Annotated in this window: 20 protein-coding genes and 1 pseudogene; 12 read left to right on the forward strand and 9 right to left on the reverse strand. The window is 62.9% G+C overall.

The window, feature by feature from the left end:
* Positions 1–54 precede the first annotated feature (54 nt).
* Positions 55–624 carry a GNAT family N-acetyltransferase gene (locus JET17_RS15350; protein ID WP_012314875.1) on the forward strand — a complete coding sequence of 190 codons (570 nt, stop codon included), beginning with the start codon at positions 55–57 and terminating at the stop codon, positions 622–624.
* On the opposite strand, the gene JET17_RS15355 is transcribed toward JET17_RS15350, so the two are convergent.
* Genes JET17_RS15355 through JET17_RS15365 form a run of 3 tightly spaced genes read right to left on the reverse strand, consistent with a single transcriptional unit; the run spans position 603 to position 3569 of the window.
* Positions 603–1265 (reverse strand): hypothetical protein, encoded by a 663-nt coding sequence (locus tag JET17_RS15355; protein ID WP_012314876.1) that lies wholly within the window; start codon positions 1263–1265, stop codon positions 603–605. The two genes, JET17_RS15350 and JET17_RS15355, sit on opposite strands and share 22 nt — an antisense overlap.
* Before the next feature lie 19 nt (positions 1266–1284).
* Complete coding sequence (locus tag JET17_RS15360) at positions 1285–2652, reverse strand: MBL fold metallo-hydrolase RNA specificity domain-containing protein (protein ID WP_012314877.1); 1368 nt, start codon at positions 2650–2652, stop codon at positions 1285–1287.
* Positions 2643–3569: a universal stress protein gene (locus tag JET17_RS15365; RefSeq protein ID WP_012314878.1), complete on the reverse strand. Its 927-nt coding sequence runs from the start codon at positions 3567–3569 to the stop codon at positions 2643–2645. Before JET17_RS15365 ends, JET17_RS15360 begins: the two co-directional genes overlap by 10 nt.
* 184 nt (positions 3570–3753) lie before the next feature.
* Between JET17_RS15365 and JET17_RS15370 the strand changes: the two genes are divergently transcribed.
* The gene (locus JET17_RS15370) at positions 3754–4302 is read left to right on the forward strand and encodes a GNAT family N-acetyltransferase (protein ID WP_012314879.1); all 549 of its coding nucleotides are present in this window, start codon (positions 3754–3756) and stop codon (positions 4300–4302) included.
* Positions 4303–4329: 27 nt separating this feature from the next.
* Here JET17_RS15370 and JET17_RS15375 read toward each other — a convergent pair whose 3' ends face one another.
* The gene (locus JET17_RS15375) at positions 4330–5256 is read right to left on the reverse strand and encodes a universal stress protein (RefSeq protein WP_012314880.1); all 927 of its coding nucleotides are present in this window, start codon (positions 5254–5256) and stop codon (positions 4330–4332) included.
* Positions 5257–5456: 200 nt separating this feature from the next.
* Between JET17_RS15375 and JET17_RS15380 the strand changes: the two genes are divergently transcribed.
* From JET17_RS15380 to JET17_RS15395, 4 genes are all read left to right on the forward strand, one after another.
* Positions 5457–6530, forward strand: a complete 1074-nt coding sequence (locus JET17_RS15380) for an NAD(P)-dependent alcohol dehydrogenase (protein WP_012314881.1) — start codon at positions 5457–5459, stop codon at positions 6528–6530.
* Positions 6531–6611: 81 nt separating this feature from the next.
* On the forward strand, positions 6612–6800 hold the full coding sequence (locus JET17_RS15385) for a hypothetical protein (protein WP_012314882.1): 189 nt from the start codon (positions 6612–6614) through the stop codon (positions 6798–6800).
* 1 nt (position 6801) lies between these two features.
* Positions 6802–7611, forward strand: coding sequence for a helix-turn-helix domain-containing protein (locus tag JET17_RS15390; RefSeq protein WP_012314883.1), 810 nt, complete (start codon positions 6802–6804; stop codon positions 7609–7611).
* Between the two features lie 57 nt (positions 7612–7668).
* Positions 7669–8505, forward strand: coding sequence for a universal stress protein (locus JET17_RS15395; protein ID WP_012314884.1), 837 nt, complete (start codon positions 7669–7671; stop codon positions 8503–8505).
* Positions 8506–8587: 82 nt separating this feature from the next.
* Here the strand turns inward: JET17_RS15395 and JET17_RS15400 are convergent, their stop codons facing one another.
* Together JET17_RS15400 and JET17_RS15405 are read right to left on the reverse strand one after the other, a co-directional pair.
* On the reverse strand, positions 8588–9481 hold the full coding sequence (locus tag JET17_RS15400) for a PA4780 family RIO1-like protein kinase (RefSeq protein ID WP_042111524.1): 894 nt from the start codon (positions 9479–9481) through the stop codon (positions 8588–8590).
* An 88-nt stretch (positions 9482–9569) separates the two neighbouring features.
* A complete protein-coding gene (locus tag JET17_RS15405) occupies positions 9570–10001 on the reverse strand; it encodes a multidrug/biocide efflux PACE transporter (protein ID WP_042112036.1) in 432 nt (143 codons plus the stop codon).
* A 93-nt stretch (positions 10002–10094) separates the two neighbouring features.
* Here JET17_RS15405 and JET17_RS15410 point away from each other — a divergent pair.
* A pseudogene (locus tag JET17_RS15410) lies at positions 10095–10963 on the forward strand (LysR family transcriptional regulator).
* A gap of 73 nt (positions 10964–11036) precedes the next feature.
* Here JET17_RS15410 and JET17_RS15415 read toward each other — a convergent pair.
* Positions 11037–11942 carry a DUF2950 domain-containing protein gene (locus JET17_RS15415; protein ID WP_012314887.1) on the reverse strand — a complete coding sequence of 302 codons (906 nt, stop codon included), beginning with the start codon at positions 11940–11942 and terminating at the stop codon, positions 11037–11039.
* Entirely contained in the window at positions 11939–13282 is a 1344-nt protein-coding gene (locus tag JET17_RS15420; RefSeq protein ID WP_012314888.1) for a DUF3300 domain-containing protein, read from the reverse strand. The genes JET17_RS15415 and JET17_RS15420 overlap by 4 nt, the downstream gene beginning before the upstream one ends.
* 177 nt (positions 13283–13459) lie before the next feature.
* Between JET17_RS15420 and JET17_RS15425 the strand changes: the two genes are divergently transcribed.
* Positions 13460–13711, forward strand: coding sequence for a hypothetical protein (locus JET17_RS15425; RefSeq protein WP_012314889.1), 252 nt, complete (start codon positions 13460–13462; stop codon positions 13709–13711).
* Between the two features lie 138 nt (positions 13712–13849).
* On the forward strand, positions 13850–14569 hold the full coding sequence (locus JET17_RS15430) for a TorF family putative porin (protein WP_012314890.1): 720 nt from the start codon (positions 13850–13852) through the stop codon (positions 14567–14569).
* On the opposite strand, the gene JET17_RS15435 is transcribed toward JET17_RS15430, so the two are convergent.
* The gene (locus JET17_RS15435; protein ID WP_012314891.1) at positions 14566–15486 is read right to left on the reverse strand and encodes a LysR family transcriptional regulator; all 921 of its coding nucleotides are present in this window, start codon (positions 15484–15486) and stop codon (positions 14566–14568) included. The two genes, JET17_RS15430 and JET17_RS15435, sit on opposite strands and share 4 nt — an antisense overlap.
* Before the next feature lie 126 nt (positions 15487–15612).
* Here JET17_RS15435 and JET17_RS15440 point away from each other — a divergent pair, with 126 nt between their 5' ends.
* The 3 genes from JET17_RS15440 to JET17_RS15450 are packed head-to-tail and all read left to right on the forward strand — an operon-like array spanning position 15613 to position 18997.
* Positions 15613–16452 (forward strand): FAS1-like dehydratase domain-containing protein, encoded by an 840-nt coding sequence (locus JET17_RS15440; RefSeq protein ID WP_012314892.1) that lies wholly within the window; start codon positions 15613–15615, stop codon positions 16450–16452.
* Between the two features lie 21 nt (positions 16453–16473).
* Positions 16474–17637, forward strand: coding sequence for an acyl-CoA dehydrogenase family protein (locus JET17_RS15445; RefSeq protein ID WP_012314893.1), 1164 nt, complete (start codon positions 16474–16476; stop codon positions 17635–17637).
* A 10-nt stretch (positions 17638–17647) separates the two neighbouring features.
* Positions 17648–18997: an MmgE/PrpD family protein gene (locus JET17_RS15450; protein WP_012314894.1), complete on the forward strand. Its 1350-nt coding sequence runs from the start codon at positions 17648–17650 to the stop codon at positions 18995–18997.
* Positions 18998–19000: the final 3 nt, after the last annotated feature.

A 19000-nucleotide genomic window follows, 5' to 3' on the forward strand; every position in this document is an offset into this window, starting at 1 on the left:
GATGCGCTGAAACTGAACCTCCTTTGTACACCCCTGAATGTAAGGAGGCTTGCCATGGCACCCGCCGAAACACCCCGCCCCCACGCCGCAGCGGCATTTCCTGCCACGACCGGCGAACACTGGATCGAAGCACTCGACAATGGCACACATGTGCTGATCAGGCCCTTGCAGCCCAAGGACCGTCAGCGCGAGAAGAACTTCATCGAACGGCTGTCCCCTCAATCGCGCCACTTCCGTTTTCTGTCACAGCTCAAGGAGCCTGGCGAAGCCATGCTGGATCAACTGATGGTGGTTGATCAGGACCAGCACATGGCCTATGTGGCCCTCGCACATGTCGACGGTGAACTGCAGGAAGTCGGTATCTCCCGCTACGCCACCGGTGCGGATAACCAGGAATGCGAATGCGCCGTCACCGTGCTCGATAGCTGGCAGCGTCACGGCCTGGGCACATTGCTGCTCCGGCACCTGATCGACCACGCACGCGCCAAGGGCCTGCGACAGATGTATTCCATCGACGCTGCAGCCAATGTGGCAATGCGCGATCTGGCTCAGGCGGCAGGGTTTACCACTGCCAGAGACCCGGATGACCCAAGCCAGCTGATTCACCGGCTTTCGCTGGCCTGAGGCGGTGCCCCGGCGGTAGCCTCCGGCAGCAGGTCCAGTTGCTCCAGGCACCGCCGCTCATCGGCCTCGGTAACCCCCTTGAAGGCACTGACTTCAAGCAACGGCGTATTGAACAGCGCCAGGCGGATGACGCCATTGCGTTCCAGAAACGTTTGCGCCAGGCACTGGCAGACCGGTTGGGCGACCAACGCGGCGAGCGCCTGGTCCTCTGGTAGATCAACCTGGGCCTGCAGGTTGGTCTCGCATCCGCTGACGATGCCTTGTACGGAGCGGCTGGCGAGTATCAGTGAGCCTAAGCCCAACACGGCCAGCAGTAGCAGCATGCCCAGCAAAATGTTCGACTCTCTGGCTACGTCCCGGACAATGGCGAGCCTCGCCTGCCAACCTCTCCCCTGCCCGGAAAAAATGGTCTTGCCCACCGCACCCTTGAAACTGCGGTGCACGGCCAACCCGACCGCCGCACTCAGCGCCAGCAGCGCCAGCACAATGGCCGGGGCACGCATGGGCAGTTGCCAGGCCGGGCCCAACACCTGATAGATCGAGGCGGCAACCACCAGTGTGGCGATGGCCGCGATCCATCCAAGGCTGCCCTTGGGTCGTTTTGCCCAGGCGCTGAGCTTCGCCCTTGTTTGCATATTCATGCAAGCCTCCAGCGCCGTGTCAGCGCACAGGGTCTATGGCAACCGTTTCCAGGTACTCGGGCACGCACACCTGCCAGCCGAGCTCAAGGCTTATACGTCGACGCAAGGTGTCCGCAGCATGCGGTTCGCCATGAATGACGTAGGTTTGGCGCGGCGGCCGGGTGAACCCGCGCAACCATTCCATGATTTCGTCCGCATCGGCATGCGCCGACAGGTTGTCCATGGCAAAGACTTGCGCCCGAATCGGCACGTCTTCGCCATGCAGGCGCACGCTGCGCGCACCGGCAATGATATCGGCGCCCCGGGTACCGCCTGCCTGAAAGCCGGAGAACAGAATGCTGTTGTGCGCATTGGGCGCCAGCGCCTTGAGGTGGTGCAACACCCGCCCACCCGTGGCCATGCCGCTGGCGGCAATGATCACCGCAGGTTCGCGCAGTTGATCCAGGTGCCTGGATTCATCGAGCGTGCGGATGATTTGCGTGCCTTTGCACATCTGGGCACACTCCAGCGCCGTGAGGCGATGCTCGCTCCTGAACTGCTGGTACAGGGTCGTGGCATCGGTTGCCATGGGGCTGTTGAGATACACCGGGATGTCCGGTATCAGCCCGTCGCGTTTGAGCATGTACAGGTAATACATCAGCAATTGCGCTCGGCCGACCGCGAACGACGGCACCAGGGTGATGCCATGGCGCAGCAGGGTCTGGTTGATCACATCAGCCAGGTAACGCTCCGGGGGCTGTGCAGGGTGCGAACGGTCACCATAGGTCGACTCCACCAGCAGCACATCGGCTGCACCGATCAGTTCGGGCGCACGCATCACGGGATCATTTGGCCGGCCCAGGTCGCCCGAGAAAACCACTGTCTGGCCGTCCAACGTCAGTTGCACGGTCGCCGCGCCCAGAATGTGCCCGGCCGTGCGCAGCAACAGTTCGACACCGGGCGCGATCCGGGTGCGATGGTGCAATGCGACGGGCCTGAACAGCTGCAGTGCGCGTTTGGCATCCTGCTCGGTGTACAAGGGGCGGGCCGGCGAATGTTTTGAATAGCCATGGCGATTGGCATGTTCGGCCTGCTCTTCCTGCAATCGGGCGCTGTCGAGCAACAGGATTTCAGCCAGGGCACAGGTTGCCGGGGTGGCATACACAGGCCCGCTGAAGCCCTCGCGCACCAACACCGGCAGGTAACCGCTGTGGTCCAGATGGGCATGCGTGAGCACCACCGCGTCGACCGTACGCAGTGCCGTCGGCAGTGGCTCCCAGTTGCGCAAGCGCAGTTGCTTGTAGCCTTGGAAAAGCCCGCAGTCGATCAGCACCCGTGTCGAGTCATGCGTCAGCAAGAACTTGCTGCCGGTCACCGTACCCGTCCCGCCGAAAAAGGTCAGTTGCATGGCGTCGGCTCCCAGGTGTCGATCACACAGGGGTGAACGGCCAGCACGCTGCACGGTGGATCGCTGACAATACGTTCGGTGGTATCACCCAGCAGCTTGCTCAAACCCCTGGGCTGCACCACTCCCATGACCACCACGTCGATATCCAGGGCCGCCACCTGGTCCCGAATCACCTGCACCGCCCCGCCTTCCATGAAATGCCGGCAATCGAGGGGCACACCTTCGGCATCGGCCAATGCATCGAAGGACACCTGCAAGGCATCTCGCATCTCCTCGACCCAGGTCTGCGCAACCAGCATGTCGGGGGCGAACACACCCGCCAGGTCATAGGCCGAGAGCAGGTGCAACTGCGCATCGCATTGCAGCGCCAGGGCATCGGCTGACCGGATGAGGGCGCGGTTGAATAGCATCTGGGCATCGGGCTCATCGCGCAAGGCGGTGTCCACAGCTACCAGTATGCGTTTTGGCAATGACGCGGCCGTCCGGGGCACGAAATGCATCAAGCCTTGGCACGCTCGCATCAGCGCACAGTCCAGCGGCGTGCCGAAAAACCGGGCCAGAGCCGGTGTCGTTTCGGAATCCTTGATGACCATATCGGGCTTGAGCTCGCGGATGTAATCGGCGGCCTGGTCGCGCAGGTCTTCTGCCTTGACGGTATCGAGCGTCAGATCGGCGTTACTGGCCCGGTGACGTTCGACCAGTTCCTCAAGCTGCTTGCGATAGAGCCCGTATTGGCGCTGCATCTCGGCTTCGTTCAGCCGTTCCTGGCGTAACGAATGCGCCTCGTATGGCTCGAACAGCCCAACGACATGCACCGCTGCGCCGCTGACATGCGCCAGGGCAAGCGCCCGGCGCAAAGCCGCCGAGTGCGGGTCGATGTCGGTAAGCAGCACCAGCAGTTGTCGATACTGACCCATGGGAAACCTCCGGCCGCACGCGGCGATGGCAAGTAGCATCGATCTTCGAGCCCCCTGCCGTTGCGCGTTTGATGCAGATCAGAAAGTCACCACTGGCGCACCGACTTGATCAAAGTCAGAACCAGAACGCCGTCTCACGGTACAACCAGTAAAGCCCACGTTGATCAAGCCCTCTGGAGGCCCTATGAACAAGCAGTTGCTAGAACCCGAAGACACCAGCGAGCACTGGGTAGACACCCTTGCCGACGGCACAGCCGTGCTGATTCGCCCGCTGCGCGATGATGATCACGAACGCGACAGTCGCTTTGTGAGTACGATCAGCCATGAGGCCCGGCGCTTTCGTTTTCTCGCCGGACTCAGCGGTGGCTTGCCCGCCCTGGACGCGCAGTCGATGCCGGTCGACGGTCACCAGCGCATGGCCTACGTAGCGCTGGCCCATGACAATGGCCAGCTGCATCAGCTTGGTGTAAGCCGCTATGCCGCAATCCTGGGTAGCCACAATTGCGAATGTGCCGTCGCTGTCGGCGAGCAATGGCAGCGCAAGGGGCTGGGCAAGCTGTTGCTGCAGCACCTGATCGAAGCGGCACGGCGCAACGGTTACCAGTGCATGGTGTCCAGGGACCTCTCGAACAACTACGCCATGCACCGGCTGACCAAGGCGCTGGGCTTCACCTCGCGCTACCTGGGCGGCGATGTCAGCGAAATCCTCCATGAGCTTGATCTGCGCGCCTGAAACAAGGCCCTTGCGGGCCTTTCACTTCTAACCTTGCGAATGCTCGGGTGATAACACCAGCACACTGGTGCTGAGCCGATGCAGGATCCGCTCAGCCGTACTGCCGATGAACCAGCCGATGCCGTGATGGTGGTAGCTCCCCATCACCAGCACATCGATGTCGTTGTTGTCCATGAACAGCGCCAGCACCTTGGTCGGGTCCCCCACCCGCATGTGCCGGTGCTCGAAGGGAATGCCGTTGCGTTCGGCCAGTTCCTGGAAGGCATCGGCCTGAGCCTCATGAAGTGTCCGTGACAGGTTCGAATCGAACAGGAACGAATGTTCCCGGCTGCCTTCGGCGTCCAGGTACATCGAGCCCATATCGTAGGCATACAGCAGTTCGATCTGGGCGTTGCATTGCAACGCCAGCTTGAGCGCTTCGCTGATGATATGGTCGTTGAAGCCTTCGAACTGATCCTCCGGGCGTGAAAGGTCAACCGCTGCAAGTATGCGGCGCGGCAGGGCATTGCTGGCGTTGTGTACCAGGTGCAGCGGAATCCGGGTGTCACGCAGCAACTGCACGTCGAGCGAGGTGAACATGGCTCGCATCCACCACGGCTCATGCTCGAGCCCCTTGATCAGCATGGCGAACGGCTGCTCACGCAGATGCACCTGGATCTCGTCCAGCGGGTGCTGTACCCACAACACCTCGGTGGTCACCGTCACGCCATTGCGGCGCATCGACAATGCCTGGGTTTCCAGCCATTCACGGTGTTGCTGCACATAACCCTCGCGCATGACCGCCAAGGCCTGGTCGTTGACCAGGCCGGCAGTGGCCAGGCCCTCAAGGTAGTCAAAGGCGACGATGTGCAGTGGCATGCCCTTGGCTTTGGCCAGCGCCGCTGCACGGTCATAGACCGGTGTGCGGCGCATCAGGGGCGATGCAATGAGAAGAAGTCTTTGCGGGCTGGTCATGGCACACCTCTGCGGGCTCGATGAGTACCTCGATGATCTGCCAGCGGCGCCTGTGCGGTTTGATGTTTATCAAAAGTCAGGGGGCACCGACCAACGGCTGCCGCCGCTCGACGCAAAATTGACGCGGATCAAGACTTACACGCTTTTTAGGCGCACGCTGTAGTTGCCAACCAAAATCAGCGATGCCCCGGAGGCATGTCATGGCACTCATGAAAGCGGCCATTTTCGTCGAAAAGAACCGCATCGTGCTGGAAGACAAGCCCATCCCTGAAATCGGCCCGCTAGATGCGCTGATACGCATCACCACCACGACGATCTGTGGCACCGATGTGCATATCCTGCGTGGCGAGTATCCAGTGGCCAAGGGGCTGACCGTCGGCCATGAGCCTGTGGGGGTCATCGAGAAACTGGGTTCAGAGGTTCGCGGCTTCCACGAAGGGCAGCGCGTCATCGCGGGCGCCATCACCCCAAGCGGCCACAGCAATGCCTGCCTGTGTGGCTGTGGCGCCCAGGACGGCGCCGGTACAGCGCATGGCTTCAAGGCCATCGGTGGCTGGAAGTTCGGCAATGTCATCGACGGTTGCCAAGCTGAATACGTGCGGGTGCCGGACGCGATGGCCAACTTATCCCCCATTCCCGACAGCCTCAGCGACGAACATGTGCTGATGTGCCCCGATATCATGTCCACCGGTTTTTCCGGTGCAGAACGCGGGGGCGTGACAATCGGCGATGCCGTCGCCGTGTTTGCCCTGGGCCCAATCGGCCTGTGCGCGGTCGCCGGCGCCAAAATGCTTGGCGCCACCACCATCATCGGCGTGGACACCGTGGCGGCGCGCATCAGCGTGGCACGCGAAATGGGCGCTTCACACGTGGTCGACTTCAAGCAAGGCAACGTGGTGGCGCAAATCATGGCGCTGACCGATGGCCGCGGCGTAGATGTGGCCATCGAAGCGCTGGGCACCCAGACCACCTTTGAATGGGCACTGCGGGTGCTGCGCCCCGCCGGCACATTGTCCAGCCTGGGCGTGTACAGCGCCGACCTGCGCATCCCCGTGGATGCATTCGCTGCCGGCCTTGGCGATTACCGCATCGTGAGCACCCTGTGCCCTGGCGGCAAAGAGCGGATGCGCCGTTTGATGGCGGTGGTCGCCAGTGGCCGCGTAGACGTTTCCCCCTTGGTCACCCACCGTTTCCGGCTCGATGATATCGAAGCTGCCTACGAATTGTTCGCCAACCAGCGCGACGGCGTAATGAAGGTGGCGATCACGCCCTGAACCTCGCCACGCCGTCGGCAAGGACGCCATTGCCCCCTATCGATAGGCAGTCCCTTGCTCATGCATGCACTGGAGGTTCCGATGAACGTCTACGTCGAGAAAAGCGCCAACGACAATCGCTGGTGGGTTCACATGGACGAGTGGCGGGTAAGTTTCAGAACACCCACAGAAGCCGAACAGTTCGTGGGCGTGCTGACCGCCCGCCTCAACGCCCCTCATTCACTGAACAAGATCGCCAGCGTCGCTCTCAGACCTGCGAAGGAGGCATGAAATGTCGGGCCTGATCGATGTTCAGCTGCTCAGCCAGCCTGTAAAGGTGCGCACGCCCCCGCCCATTCATTTGAAACCACTGGCATCGCGCTGCAATGAGTGCCGGGTCAACGGCTTGTGCTTGCCCACGGGTTTGCCCCTGCGCGACAACACTCGCCTGGGCACATTGATCGGTCCGCGCATCCGCATCAGGAAGGGGGCTGCGCTGTTCAATGCCAATGTACCCTTGAGTGCCTTGTATGCGGTGCATTCAGGCAGCTTCAAGACCAACCTGAACAATGCCGAAGGCCAGGGTGTGATCATCAACTTCTGGATGCCGGGTGACGTGCTGGGGCTCGATGCCATCGCCACCGAGCACCATGTCTGTGATGCGATTGCCCTGGAGGACAGCGAAGTATGCCCCGTTCCATACCATCGGCTGCAGGCCCTGGCGCGTGACTTCCCCACGCTGCAGCAAAGCTTGAACCGCCTGATGAGCAGGGAAATCATCCGCGAGCATGAGCGCGTGCTGATGCTGTGCAACCTCTCTGCCGAGCAGCGGCTGGCCAGTTTTCTGCTGAGTTTGTCCCGACGGTTTGTCAGCCGCGGCTATTCATCCCATGGCTTCATGCTGCGCATGTCGCGCGAGGACATGGCGTCCTACCTGGGGCTGCGCCTGGAAACCATCTGCCGCTCGGTCGCCCACTTGCGCGCCCTGGGTATCGTCAACCTGCATGGCCGGCTGGTGGAGATTCTGGACATGCCTGCGCTGATGGCCCTGGAACTGGGTTACCCGGGCAGCCCTCGCCTCACTGAACTGCCAGTCGCTTGAGTGACTTAGACGCCTGGCTTAACGCGCATCGCCTCGCAACAGCTGAAGGTGTCGGACATGTCGAATTTTCATCTGGCTTACATGCCGTTGGTCACCTATCCGGATGTACTCCCCGAGGACGCTGTGGCAGCCGGTGTACAACTGGCCATCGCGCTGGGTTACGACCTGCATGTCATGACCTTTTCGGTAAGGATCCCCTACCTTTCGCCATCAGTTGGCAGCACACTCCTGAATATCCCCGAGATGATTCGAACAACCGAAAGCAACAGCCGAACCCAGTGCAAAGCGCTGCAGGCCATGGTGAGCGGCCTTGAACACGGCCAGAGCAGTGTGGAATTCTCCACCAGAGAAGTGGTGCCAGGGCTGACGGGTACTGCGGCGGCAGAGGCGTCAAGGTATTTCGACCTGGCCATCCTGCCATGGGCAGTCGACAAGCCAGTCATCCAGGAGCTGGCAGAGTCGGTAATTTTCGGCGCTGGCAAGCCATGCGTACTCGTTCCGTCTTTGCCCATCAAGCCCGTCAGGCACATGGCGTTGGCCTGGGACGGCAGCCGCGTCGCGGCCCGAGCGCTCGCCGACGCGTCACACCTGATGACCTCAGACATGCTGATCACGGTCCTGACCGTGCAGGGGGAAAAGCCACTCGAGCACGGCAACATCGCGCAGGACATGGCACATGCCTTACAACACAGAGGCCTGAACGCTCGGCCGCTGAGCGTGAAGCTGGCCGGGCGATCAATCGCTGAGTGCCTGCAGCAAGAAGCACTCAGCGCCGGCGCCGATCTGTTGGTCATGGGCGGCTTTGGTCATTCGCGCTTGAAAGAATTCATCCTGGGTGGCGCTACCCACGGGGTTCTGCAAGCCCTTCAAATGCCCGTACTGCTGTCACACTGAGCCGCTGCGATCAGCATCTTCATCACCACTTGGCTGGCCCTATCGCCGGCAAGCCGGCGATAGGGCCAGCCCCCATGCGAGATTACTGCAGCCAGGGCGGCGGCGGTTCTTCGCCCTTGACCGGCCCATGCTCGGCTTCTGCCCGCGCAGCTCGGCGGCGGACATCATCCAGGCGGGCAGCGTCGATTTCACGCATCACGCCCCCCACGTCCGCGACATGCTCATCATCCTCGAATTCGCCTGTCAACGGGCTGTCCGCACGCAGTTCACCTGCCTCGTACAGTGCCCACATTTCCTGGGCAAAGCGGGTGTCCTTCAACTCCGGTGCAAAGCGCCCGAAATAGTGAGCCATGTTCGCCACATCACGCTGCAGCATGCTGAACGCATGGTTGTTGCCCGCCGCATCCACCGCCTGCGGCAGGTCGATGATCACCGGGCCATCGGGGCCCAGCAGCACATTGAATTCGGACAGGTCGCCATGCACCAGGCCGGCACACAGCATCAGCACGATCTGGCGAATGACGAAGGCGTGGTACTCACGCGCCTCATCAGCCTCCAGGTGAACGTCGTTAAGGCGCGGGGCCGCATCGCCATCGGCGTCGGTCACCAGCTCCATCAGCAGTACGCCATCCTGGAAGTCATAGGGTTTGGGCACCCGCACACCGGCATTGGCCAGGCGGAACAACGCCGCCACTTCAGCGTTCTGCCAGGCATCCTCGGCTTCCTTGCGGCCGTACTTGCTGCCCTTGGCCATCGCCCGGGCCTGGCGGCTGTTGCGTACCTTGCGGCCTTCCTGGTACTCGGCGGCCTGGCGGAAACTGCGTTTGTTGGCCTCTTTATAGACCTTGGCGCACCGTACCTGGGCGCCGCAACGCACCACGTAGACGGCTGCTTCCTTGCCGCTCATCAAGGGTCGCAGTACTTCGTCGACCAGTCCGTCTTCAATCAGCGGTTCGATTCGTTTTGGCGTCTTCATCAGGCTTGTGTTCGGGGTCCTGTCTGGCCTTATGGCTTGGTTGGCGAACATCCTCTCACAGGCTGATGCGTCTTGCTCGTTTGTCTGCTCAGGCGGCGGCCCAGCGCTGTGTTATCCAGTGCCGAACCTGGTCGAATGCCCAGTTGTACACCACGGTGTAGGGCAGAATGATCACGAAGAAGCCCAGCTCAACCATGAGCGCCTGCCAAAGCGAGATATCCAGCATCCAGGCCGCCACCGGCAGGCACCACACCACCAGCCCCAACTCGAAACCCAGGCCGTGGGCAAAGCGTGCTGCGGCCTTCCAGTGGATGCGTGCGGTGCGCACCCAACGGTCGACCAGCGCGTTGTAGAGCATGTTCCACACCATGGCGATCAGCGACAGGGTGACCGCAAGGCCACCTGCCGTGGCCAACGACTTGCCCATCACCCAGGACAAAAGTGGCGCGCACAGCAGCACGGCAAACACTTCATAGCCGACGGCATGGACCAGGCGTTCGGTGAAAGAGACTTTTTTCACGGCATTTTCCATCCAGTAGTGAACTTGTGCTTCACATTTTCTTTGATGGAACTGATACTCGCCATATAGATCCTATCGGTTTTATCAATACCTGTGCGCTACTCACCTGAAGCCCTCGTTGCCTTTGTCGAAGCTGCGGCCCTTGGCTCGTTTTCCGCCGCAGCACGCAAACTGCGCAAAAGTCAGTCGACCATCAGCATCGCAATCGCCAACTTCGAGGCTGACATAGGTTGCGAACTGTTCGACCGTGCCGGCCGTCACCCCACCCTGAATGAGGCAGGCCGCCAGGTTTTGACCCACGTCGAGGCGATCCTCGATGCCAGCGCCCGGCTCGATGCGCTGGCGGTGAGGCTGGCCGAACAGTAGAGCCGCTGGTGTCGGTGGTGATGTCCGACAGTTACAGCGTGACCTTTCAAGGCGCGGTGATAGGTGGCTTCGCTGCCAACTATCCGCACACCGAACTGCGCTGCGGGCCTTCGGAAGACGCCGACGTTATCGACCTGATCCAACAGGGCATGGCGCAGATCGGCATCCTTGCAGCGCAGCAGCGCTACCCGGCCGACATCGCCGTGGCACGCCTGCCGGAACATGCGGAATTCGCCGTTTACGTCAGCACCGGACATGCCTTGGCAAAACAGCCTGGCGTGCAGCCACAGCACCTGGAAAACGAGCGTCAGCTATACATCAGGACCTATGCGCCGAGCCTGCACCACGGGCGCGGCCAGGCCTGGTCGGCGCCGGACTACCTGACCCTGCTGGAGTTCGCGGTGCGCGGCTATGGCTGGGCGGAGCTGCCCAGGGCGCTGGTAGCGCGCTTCGGTAGTGGCCTGGTGGAATTGCCCGTGGCCGGCTACCCACGCAGAGTCGCGATGGATGTTGCCTGGTCGCGCCGACGAGCCTTGGGCCCCGCCGGGCAATGGTTGGTGCAGCAATTGCTGGTGGGCGGTTTCACGCCCCAGTGACGTCAAATACGAGCCTCTTTATGGCAGCCAGTGCGCGAGACTGGCAGGCCAATCAAACGCCGGGGTAGCGCGTCTATTGATCGTGGCCTGCTTCAACAACCTGCCAACTGTCATCCGGATCGAAACGTTTCATGCCCTTGGCCAACGCTTCGCCCTCGGCCCCCAGGTCCTTCTCGAACACCTGCCCGTCATGGCTGACCATGAAGCTCATCACCCCGGTGTCGTTGTACCTGGCCGGCCAGGCGACCATGGCGAAGCCGCGGCTCATATGCTTGCCGATCAGGTAACTGTACGCACCGCCCGGCGCAGAAGGGCCCTGGGCCTCGAGAATGCGGAAGTGGTAGCCGTACCAGTCATCCCCGGGTGTATTCTGGCCGAACAGCGGGCCCAGCGGGCTGACCTGCCCGCCCGTTTCGTCCGCCCAGTACAAGCCGTCGCGCTTGCCGGGTGTGCTGAAAACCTGCCGGGCGTATTCCAGGGCGCCATCACCGTTGTGGTCCTGCGTGGCGTAGTCCATCTGCGCATCGTGATAGGCAAGCAGCGACTGCACAGCGGCCAACTCGTCGCGGCCAATGCGCCGGGCACGAATCTCGGCACTGCCGGCCTTGAGGTCAAAGCGCCAGCCACTGGCAGTTAGCGCGAGCGGAATGGGCAAGGTCCAGTGCTCGCTGCCCACTGCCAGAATGGCCTGCCGGTCACCGCGCATCTGGATCTGGTGCTGCTGGTGGTACTGCTGCACAAACGCATCAACGTCGCTGCGCTGCACGCCTTCGCGGGGGATATAGGTGCGCCAGTCGTCACCGAGCAACTGCGTCAGGCGCGCCTGGTCTGCCTGCTCCACCCCCAGCGCCTCGACGAAGGCTGCGGCGGCCTTCTGCGGTGTGGGGAATGCCTGCTGCGCGGTGGCCAGGCATGACCATGCGGCGCCGACGGCAAACAGCCACAGGCCCAGCGACGACTTGCTTTGGCTCATGTTCATCGACGCCCCCCTCCACCACGGTGCATGGCCGCACTGGGCCGGGAGATGGTATGGCCCGCCGCACGCGATGCACTCGGCCGCTGGGCGAGCGATTGGCTGGTACGGCCACGATTGGCCTGCGCCGCAGAGCGTGAGGGGGATCGCACGCCATCGAACGCATTGTTCTTCGCCCTCCCAGCGCTATAGCCCGTTTTGTTGTGCAGCGCCTGGCGTGCCTGGCCGTTTGCCTGCCGGTGCTCCGCAGCACGGGGCCTGCTGGCCTGGGCTTCGCGTGCCCGGTCCCGCGCTTCACGATTGCTGGTGGCCGGGCGTTCGATACCCGCCCGGTCCATCGAAGCACGGGCGCGATCGCGTGCCTGGGCACGCTGGGCATCGTCGCCACGGTAAGCCGCACGCTGGCTGGCCCCGTCGAGCTGGCGGCCAAATTGCTGGCGGCTGCGGTTATCACGGTACGGCACCCCATCGCGATGCACGGCATTGTGCTGCCAGGTGTTCTGGTTGTTGGCGATACGGTTGTTGACGTTGATGTTGTTGTAACGATTGACGTCGATATCGATGTCGTTGCGCCCCCAGTCGCAATCGCCCCACAGCGAGTTGACGATCGCAACGCCAGTGCCGAACGCCAGCCCTGCCAACAGCGCGCTGCCGGCGTAGTACAGCGGCGATGGCGGGTAATACACCGGTGGTGATGAGGGGTAGGCCCAGGTACCGTAAGCAGTGGTCGGGTTATAGGTGGGCACATACACCACCTGCGGGTCGGTCGGCTGGATGATGATGGTGCTGGAAGAGGAACTGCTGGCCGGTGCCGCTTGCGAGCTGGGCGCGGCTGCCGGGGCAGCCTGCACCGTGACGTTCTGGTACTGGTTGCTCTGCAGGTTGCCTGCGGCCTTGGCCTGCTGGCGCAGACGCTGCACGGCCCCCATCACATCATCAGGCTGGGCCAGAAACGCATCCCCCAGGCGCTGCACCCACACCGGGTCCTGCCCGAGAACCACCAGCACCTGCGGGAACGCCACCAATGCCTGGACACTCGGGTCCCAGGCCTGCGTCGCCACTTGTTTGACAGCCTCATCACCCTGAGCCTTGGGATTGGCCTTGGACCACGTCACTGCTTCGGCCACTTCACCGGGATAAGTGGCGGCCATCAGTACCTGTGCCAGCAGCGCGTCGGGATACAGGGCAATCGGCGCGAGCATCTGGTCCAGTTGCTCGGGGTTGAACACCGCCTGCTTGGCGGGTGCCGCCTCGGCGGCCGGGGCAGGCTCTTGCGCCTGGACCAGGCCTGGTTCACCACCCAGGTAAAGCAGCAGCGCCACGGCACATAACAATGGCATGCGCATCACAATATCCCTCTGGGCCTTACCGCGTGGAGCTTAAGGTTAGCAAAGGCTGCCGTTCTCACACGGCGCTATCGATAGTCACTATCGAGAATGGCAATTTCTAATGATCGCGTCGGCTCAATAATCTTGCTCCATCGATTCGTCACCCACCCATCTCCCGAATCCTGGAGCTTGCCGATGAACACCACGGCCCGCCTGCTGTTCGCCACCCTGTCAGCCGCTGCAATTGCCGTGCTCAGCGGTTGCGCCACCCACCCCGAACTGCGCCCCTACACCGCAGAAGAAACCCGCCAGCTTCAGCTCGAAGCCATTCAGCGCCAGGCACTCTCCCTGGATGAGTACGAGCTGCGCAAACGCGTGATCCTGCGCGCCGCCAGCGAACAGGTGGTGACCGAGGTGGCCGAGCCGGCCGGGGCGATAAAAGGTTGAATTGAAAGCCAGGCTATACGCTTACGCCCGGCCCCTGATCGACCTCTCCACCCGTTTGAAGAACGCCACGCTGTTTTCCCCGCCAGCCAACACGGGTATCCTGTGCCGCTCAAGCGCAAGCCTTCCAGGACGGTGACCATGACCAGGCCCCTTCTGTTGCTCAGTGCGGCCCTGCTGTTCAGCCCGGTGCTGCAAGCGCAGCAGATCCAACGCCAACTGGGCGATTTCGACTTCAAACTTGGCACCACGCCTTCACGCAGCATGGCCCAGGGGCTGATCTCGCCCAGCGCCAGCGGCGCCTTTCACGGTGGCCTGGACCTCAGCCACCCCAGCGGTTGGTACGTGGGCCAGTATGCGCCGAGCATGGGCGTGACGCCTGATTCCACACTGCGCCTAGACAGCTACCTGGGCTACAAGCACCACTTCGACAGCACACTGGGTTACGAAGTAGGCCTGATCCACTACAGCCAGCCGAACATCGCAGGGCCGGACAGCTATGCGTTGTATGGCGGCATTTCGGTCATGGGCAGCCGAATCGGCGGGGCCTGGCGTGACAACCCGGACAATCGCACCGGCACCCTGTTCGCCGACTTTGGCCAGCTGCCGCTGTTCGACATCGACCTCACGGTCAAACTCGCCCATCACCGCCTCGGCACGCCCTTCACCATCGGCGACGGCAGCCAGGTGAATGCGTTCTCCGACTGGTCGCTGGAGCTGTCGCGCCCCTGGCTGGGCATCGACCTGAACCTGATCTACAGCAACTCCGACCTCAACGGCGGGGGCTGCGGTGCCTATGCCGGTATCAACACGTATTGCGAGAGCATGCTGACGTTCAAGGCTCAGCGCAGTTTCTTCTAGGGGCCCAGGGGCGGCTGCAGTGCCCTGTCTGCCCCCTCAGGCATCAAGGTGGCGATCAACGCCCTCACCGTACCTGGTAACGCATCCAGCTCGCGCACCAGAATGCTCCGCTCGCGCACGGCCCACGCTTCATCCAGTTCGATGGTGACCAGGTTCATGGTCTGGCTGTGCCGGACAGCCGCTGACTCGGGGATGATGCCAATCCCCACGCCCGCCTCCACCAGCCGGCATATGGCCTCGAAGCTCGACAGCTGGATACGCAGCGACAGATTCAGGCCCATGCGTTCGACATGGTCGCGCAGGAAGCTGAGCAAGGTGCTGCCGTCGTGCAGGCCGATATGCTGGAACGCCAGCGTCTGCTTGAGCGTGACCTGCCTGCTGGCAGCCAGCTCATGCCCTGCAGGCACGATCAGCACCAGCCGGTCGGTACTGAAGTGCAGCACCTGCAAACCGCTGGCTTCCACGGGGCCTGCGATGATGCCCATGTCGCTGCTGCCATCGAGCACACCGCGCACGATATCCCGCGACAGGCGCTCCTGCAGGTCCACGGTCACGCCGGGACGTTTGGCGAGAAAGCCCGCCAGCACTTCGGGCAGAAACTCGGTCACTGCGGTGGTGTTGGCAAAGATGCGGATATGCCCGGCCGAATCGGTGCCGAACTGGGCGAACTCGGCTTTCAGGTAGTCCACCTGGCGCATGATCAACCGCGCGTGCATGAGCAGTTTTTGCCCGGCCGGGGTCAGTTCGACACCCCGGCTGTCGCGGTACAGCAGGCGCGTGTCGAGCTGCGCCTCCAGGGCCTTGACGCGCGCACTTGCAGCTGCCGGTGAGAGGAATGCGCGCCGCGCGCCTTGGGTCAGGCTCGGTGACTCGCCGATATGAATGAACAGCCTCAGGTCTGCCAGATCAAAATGCATGGGCCTATCCGAATGTGGAGCAGGCGTTCAGCATACATGAACGCTGCCTTACATAAATGCAAATTCACAGAATGCCAAGTCCCTCGCATGATCGCTGCATAACAACAAATGCAGAGGCCAATGGTTATGACTGCTACGCACCCGCCCACGGATCACAGCGCCTGGATCGGCCGCACGGAAGAGGCCGTCGATGAGCTCAGCCGCAACCTGATCAAACGTATCGCCGCCACCTTCGGCGAAGCCGCCCCCGCCGTGGGTCAGCCCCTGCCGCCGCTGTGGATGTGGTGCTTTTTCCAGGAGCCGGTGGCCGAATCGCAACTGGGCAGCGATGGTCACCCGGCGCGCGGCGGCTTCCTGCCGCCCGCCGACAATCGCAACCGCATGTGGGCCGGGGGGCGCGTCGAATTCTTTACCCCGCTCAAGGTCGGCGCCGAGGCCCATCGCCTGTCGACCATCGTGCATATCGAAGAGAAGCACGGCCGCACGGGCGCCTTGCTGTTCGTCACGGTGCGCCACGAGTACTCACAGCAGGGCGAACTGTGCGTACGTGAAGAGCAGGATATCGTCTACCGCGAACCGAACCCGCCCAAACTGAGCAGCGCCGCGCCAACCGCCCCAGGCGACTGGAGCGAGGCCGTCACGCCCTCCCCGACTCTGCTGTTCCGTTACTCCGCCGTCACCTTCAACGGCCACCGCATCCACTATGACCACCCCTATGTCACCAGCGCCGAAGGCTACGCCGGCCTGGTCGTGCACGGCCCGTTGATTGCCACCCTCACCCTGCGCGCCTTCCTGCGCGCCAACCCTGGCAAGCGCCTGCGCCAATTCGCCTATCGCGGCGTACGCCCACTGACCGTGCCCACGCCATTCGAAGTGGCCGGGCGCATTGGCGCACCGGGCCAGGCGCAACTGTGGGCCGGCAATGCCGACGGCGTGGCGCAGAGCGCCGACGTGATTTTCGACTGAGAACTGGACAGGGAACCCCGCATGCATACGTACGACAGTGATGACCTCAATGCCATCCGCGAAGGCGTGCGCGCCTTGTGCGCCGAATTCGATGCCAGCTACTGGCGCAAAATCGATGAAGAAAAAGGCTTCCCTGAAGCCTTTGTAAAAGCCATGACCGACGCCGGGTGGCTGTCGGCGATGATTCCGGAGCAGTACGGCGGATCGGGCCTGGGCCTGGCCGAAGCCTCGGTGATCCTCGAAGAAGTTAATGCCTGCGGTGGCAACTCCGGCACGGTGCATGGGCAGATGTACAACATGTTCACCCTGCTGCGCCATGGCAGCGAGGAACAGAAGCGCCACTACCTGCCCAAACTGGCCAGTGGCGAGCTGCGCCTGCAGTCGATGGGCGTGACCGAGCCCACCACCGGTACCGACACCACCAAGATCAAGACCACTGCGGTGCGCCAAGGCGACAAGTACGTGATCAACGGGCAAAAAGTGTGGATCTCGCGGGTCCAGCATTCCGACCTGATGATCCTGCTGGCCCGCACCACGCCTTTGCCTGAGGTGAAGAAAAAGTCCGAGGGCATGTCGATCTTCCTGGTCGACCTGCGCGACGCCATTGGCAATGGGCTGACCGTGCAGCCGATCGCCAACATGGTCAACCACGAGACCAACGAGCTGTTCTTCGACAACCTGGAACTGCCGGCCAGCAGCCTGATCGGCGAAGAAGGCAAAGGCTTCAGGTACATCCTCGACGGCCTCAACGCCGAACGTACCTTGATTGCCGCCGAGTGCATCGGTGACGGCCGCTGGTTCGTCGAAAAAGCCAGCGCCTATGCCCGTGACCGCGTGGTGTTCGGCCGGCCAATCGGGCAGAACCAGGGCGTGCAGTTCCCTATCGCCGAAGCGCACATCGAAATCGAAGCCGCCGACCTGATGCGCTGGCGCGCCTGCGCCGAATACGACAGCGGGCAGAATGCCGGGGCCAGCGCCAACATGGCCAAGTACCTGGCGGCGAAGGCCTCGTGGGAAGCCGCCAATGCGTGCCTGCAAACCCATGGCGGCTTCGGCTTCGCCTGCGAATACGACGTCGAGCGCAAGTTCCGCGAGACCCGCCTGTACCAGGTGGCGCCGATTTCCACCAACCTGATCCTGTCCTACGTGGCCGAGCACCTGCTCGAACTGCCGCGCAGCTTCTGAGGGCCTGAGCATGCAACATACCCACGCCCTGGCCGGCTTTCTCGCCGACCTGCGCTACACGCACCTGCCCGGCCACGTGCTGGACCGCACCGAAGACCTGTTCCTGGACTGGCTTGGCTCGGCCCTCGCCAGCCAAGGCGCGCACCCGATCCCGCTGTTCGAGCGCTATGCCGAACGCATGGGGCCTGCGCAGGGCAACGCGCGGGTATTGACCAGCGGGCGTACCTCGTCCCCCTACTTTGCCGCCCTGGTCAATGGTGCTGCCTCGCACCTGGTCGAGCAGGACGACCTGCACAACAGCTCGGTGCTGCACCCGGCGACCGTGGTGTTTTCTGCCGTACTGGCGGCGGCGCAGGACCTTGGCAAGTCTGGCCAGGACCTGTTGCTGGCCGCAGTCGCCGGCTATGAAGCCGGCATCCGTATCGGTGAATTCCTCGGTCGCTCGCATTACCGCATCTTCCATACCACCGCCACCGTCGGCACCCTGGCCGCAGCAGTCGGGGTGGGCAAACTGCTGGGCTTCAACCAGACGCAGTTCATCAACCTGCTCGGCAGCGCCGGCACCCAGGCCGCCGGGCTCTGGGAGTTCCTGCGCGACGCCGCCGACTCCAAACAGTTACATACCGCCAAGGCCGCCGCCGACGGTCTGCTGGCCGCCTATCTCACCGCCGATGGCCTGAGCGGTGCACGCAATATCCTCGAAGGCGAACAGGGCATGGCCGCCGGCATGTCCAGCGATGCCGACCCGGCGCGCCTGAGCGACCGCCTGGGCACGCGCTGGGCGCTGGTGGAAACCTCGTTCAAGTACCACGCTTCGTGTCGCCATACCCCCCCCGCCGCCGATGCCTTGCTGCTGTTGATGCAGCGCGAAGGCCTGGGCCATGAACAGATCGCCAGGGTCGTCACCCGCGTGCATCAGGGCGCAATCGATGTGCTTGGCCGCGTCACCACACCTGCCACCGTGCACCAGGCCAAGTTCTCCATGGGTACCGTACTCGGCCTGATTGCGGTGCATGGCAGCGCGCAACTCATCGACTTCCGTGACTTGGCGCTGACCGACCCACAGGTCGCGCACTTTCGCGAGCACGTCGAGATGCAACTGGACGCCGAAGTGGACGCCGCCTACCCCAAGCGCTGGCTGGGCCGCGTGGACGTCACCTGCACCGACAGCCGCAGCTTCAGCGCCGCCATCGACGAACCCAAAGGTGACCCCGGCAACACCCTGTCGCGCCCGGAGCTTGCGGCCAAGTTTCAGCGCCTGCTGGCGTATTCCGGCGCGCGCAGCCCGGCCCAGTGCCAGGCATTGATCGAGCGGGTCTGGCAACTGCGCGACGCCCGCTCGCTGGCTGATCTGCACTGAACA

It is taken from the genome of Pseudomonas putida (genome assembly GCF_016406145.1).
Taxonomy (GTDB): domain Bacteria; phylum Pseudomonadota; class Gammaproteobacteria; order Pseudomonadales; family Pseudomonadaceae; genus Aquipseudomonas; species Aquipseudomonas putida_E.

Excerpts from the sequence above, each read along its gene's own strand:
- JET17_RS15350 (WP_012314875.1), top strand. The coding sequence starts at position 55 with ATGGCACCCGCCGAAACACCCCGCCCCCACGCCGCAGCGGCATTTCCT.
- JET17_RS15355 (WP_012314876.1), bottom strand. The coding sequence starts at position 1,265 with ATGAATATGCAAACAAGGGCGAAGCTCAGCGCCTGGGCAAAACGACCC.
- JET17_RS15360 (WP_012314877.1), bottom strand. The coding sequence starts at position 2,652 with ATGCAACTGACCTTTTTCGGCGGGACGGGTACGGTGACCGGCAGCAAG.
- JET17_RS15365 (WP_012314878.1), bottom strand. The coding sequence starts at position 3,569 with ATGGGTCAGTATCGACAACTGCTGGTGCTGCTTACCGACATCGACCCG.
- JET17_RS15370 (WP_012314879.1), top strand. The coding sequence starts at position 3,754 with ATGAACAAGCAGTTGCTAGAACCCGAAGACACCAGCGAGCACTGGGTA.
- JET17_RS15375 (WP_012314880.1), bottom strand. The coding sequence starts at position 5,256 with ATGACCAGCCCGCAAAGACTTCTTCTCATTGCATCGCCCCTGATGCGC.
- JET17_RS15380 (WP_012314881.1), top strand. The coding sequence starts at position 5,457 with ATGGCACTCATGAAAGCGGCCATTTTCGTCGAAAAGAACCGCATCGTG.
- JET17_RS15385 (WP_012314882.1), top strand. The coding sequence starts at position 6,612 with ATGAACGTCTACGTCGAGAAAAGCGCCAACGACAATCGCTGGTGGGTT.
- JET17_RS15390 (WP_012314883.1), top strand. The coding sequence starts at position 6,802 with ATGTCGGGCCTGATCGATGTTCAGCTGCTCAGCCAGCCTGTAAAGGTG.
- JET17_RS15395 (WP_012314884.1), top strand. The coding sequence starts at position 7,669 with ATGTCGAATTTTCATCTGGCTTACATGCCGTTGGTCACCTATCCGGAT.
- JET17_RS15400 (WP_042111524.1), bottom strand. The coding sequence starts at position 9,481 with ATGAAGACGCCAAAACGAATCGAACCGCTGATTGAAGACGGACTGGTC.
- JET17_RS15415 (WP_012314887.1), bottom strand. The coding sequence starts at position 11,942 with ATGAACATGAGCCAAAGCAAGTCGTCGCTGGGCCTGTGGCTGTTTGCC.
- JET17_RS15420 (WP_012314888.1), bottom strand. The coding sequence starts at position 13,282 with ATGCGCATGCCATTGTTATGTGCCGTGGCGCTGCTGCTTTACCTGGGT.
- JET17_RS15425 (WP_012314889.1), top strand. The coding sequence starts at position 13,460 with ATGAACACCACGGCCCGCCTGCTGTTCGCCACCCTGTCAGCCGCTGCA.
- JET17_RS15430 (WP_012314890.1), top strand. The coding sequence starts at position 13,850 with ATGACCAGGCCCCTTCTGTTGCTCAGTGCGGCCCTGCTGTTCAGCCCG.
- JET17_RS15435 (WP_012314891.1), bottom strand. The coding sequence starts at position 15,486 with ATGCATTTTGATCTGGCAGACCTGAGGCTGTTCATTCATATCGGCGAG.
- JET17_RS15440 (WP_012314892.1), top strand. The coding sequence starts at position 15,613 with ATGACTGCTACGCACCCGCCCACGGATCACAGCGCCTGGATCGGCCGC.
- JET17_RS15445 (WP_012314893.1), top strand. The coding sequence starts at position 16,474 with ATGCATACGTACGACAGTGATGACCTCAATGCCATCCGCGAAGGCGTG.
- JET17_RS15450 (WP_012314894.1), top strand. The coding sequence starts at position 17,648 with ATGCAACATACCCACGCCCTGGCCGGCTTTCTCGCCGACCTGCGCTAC.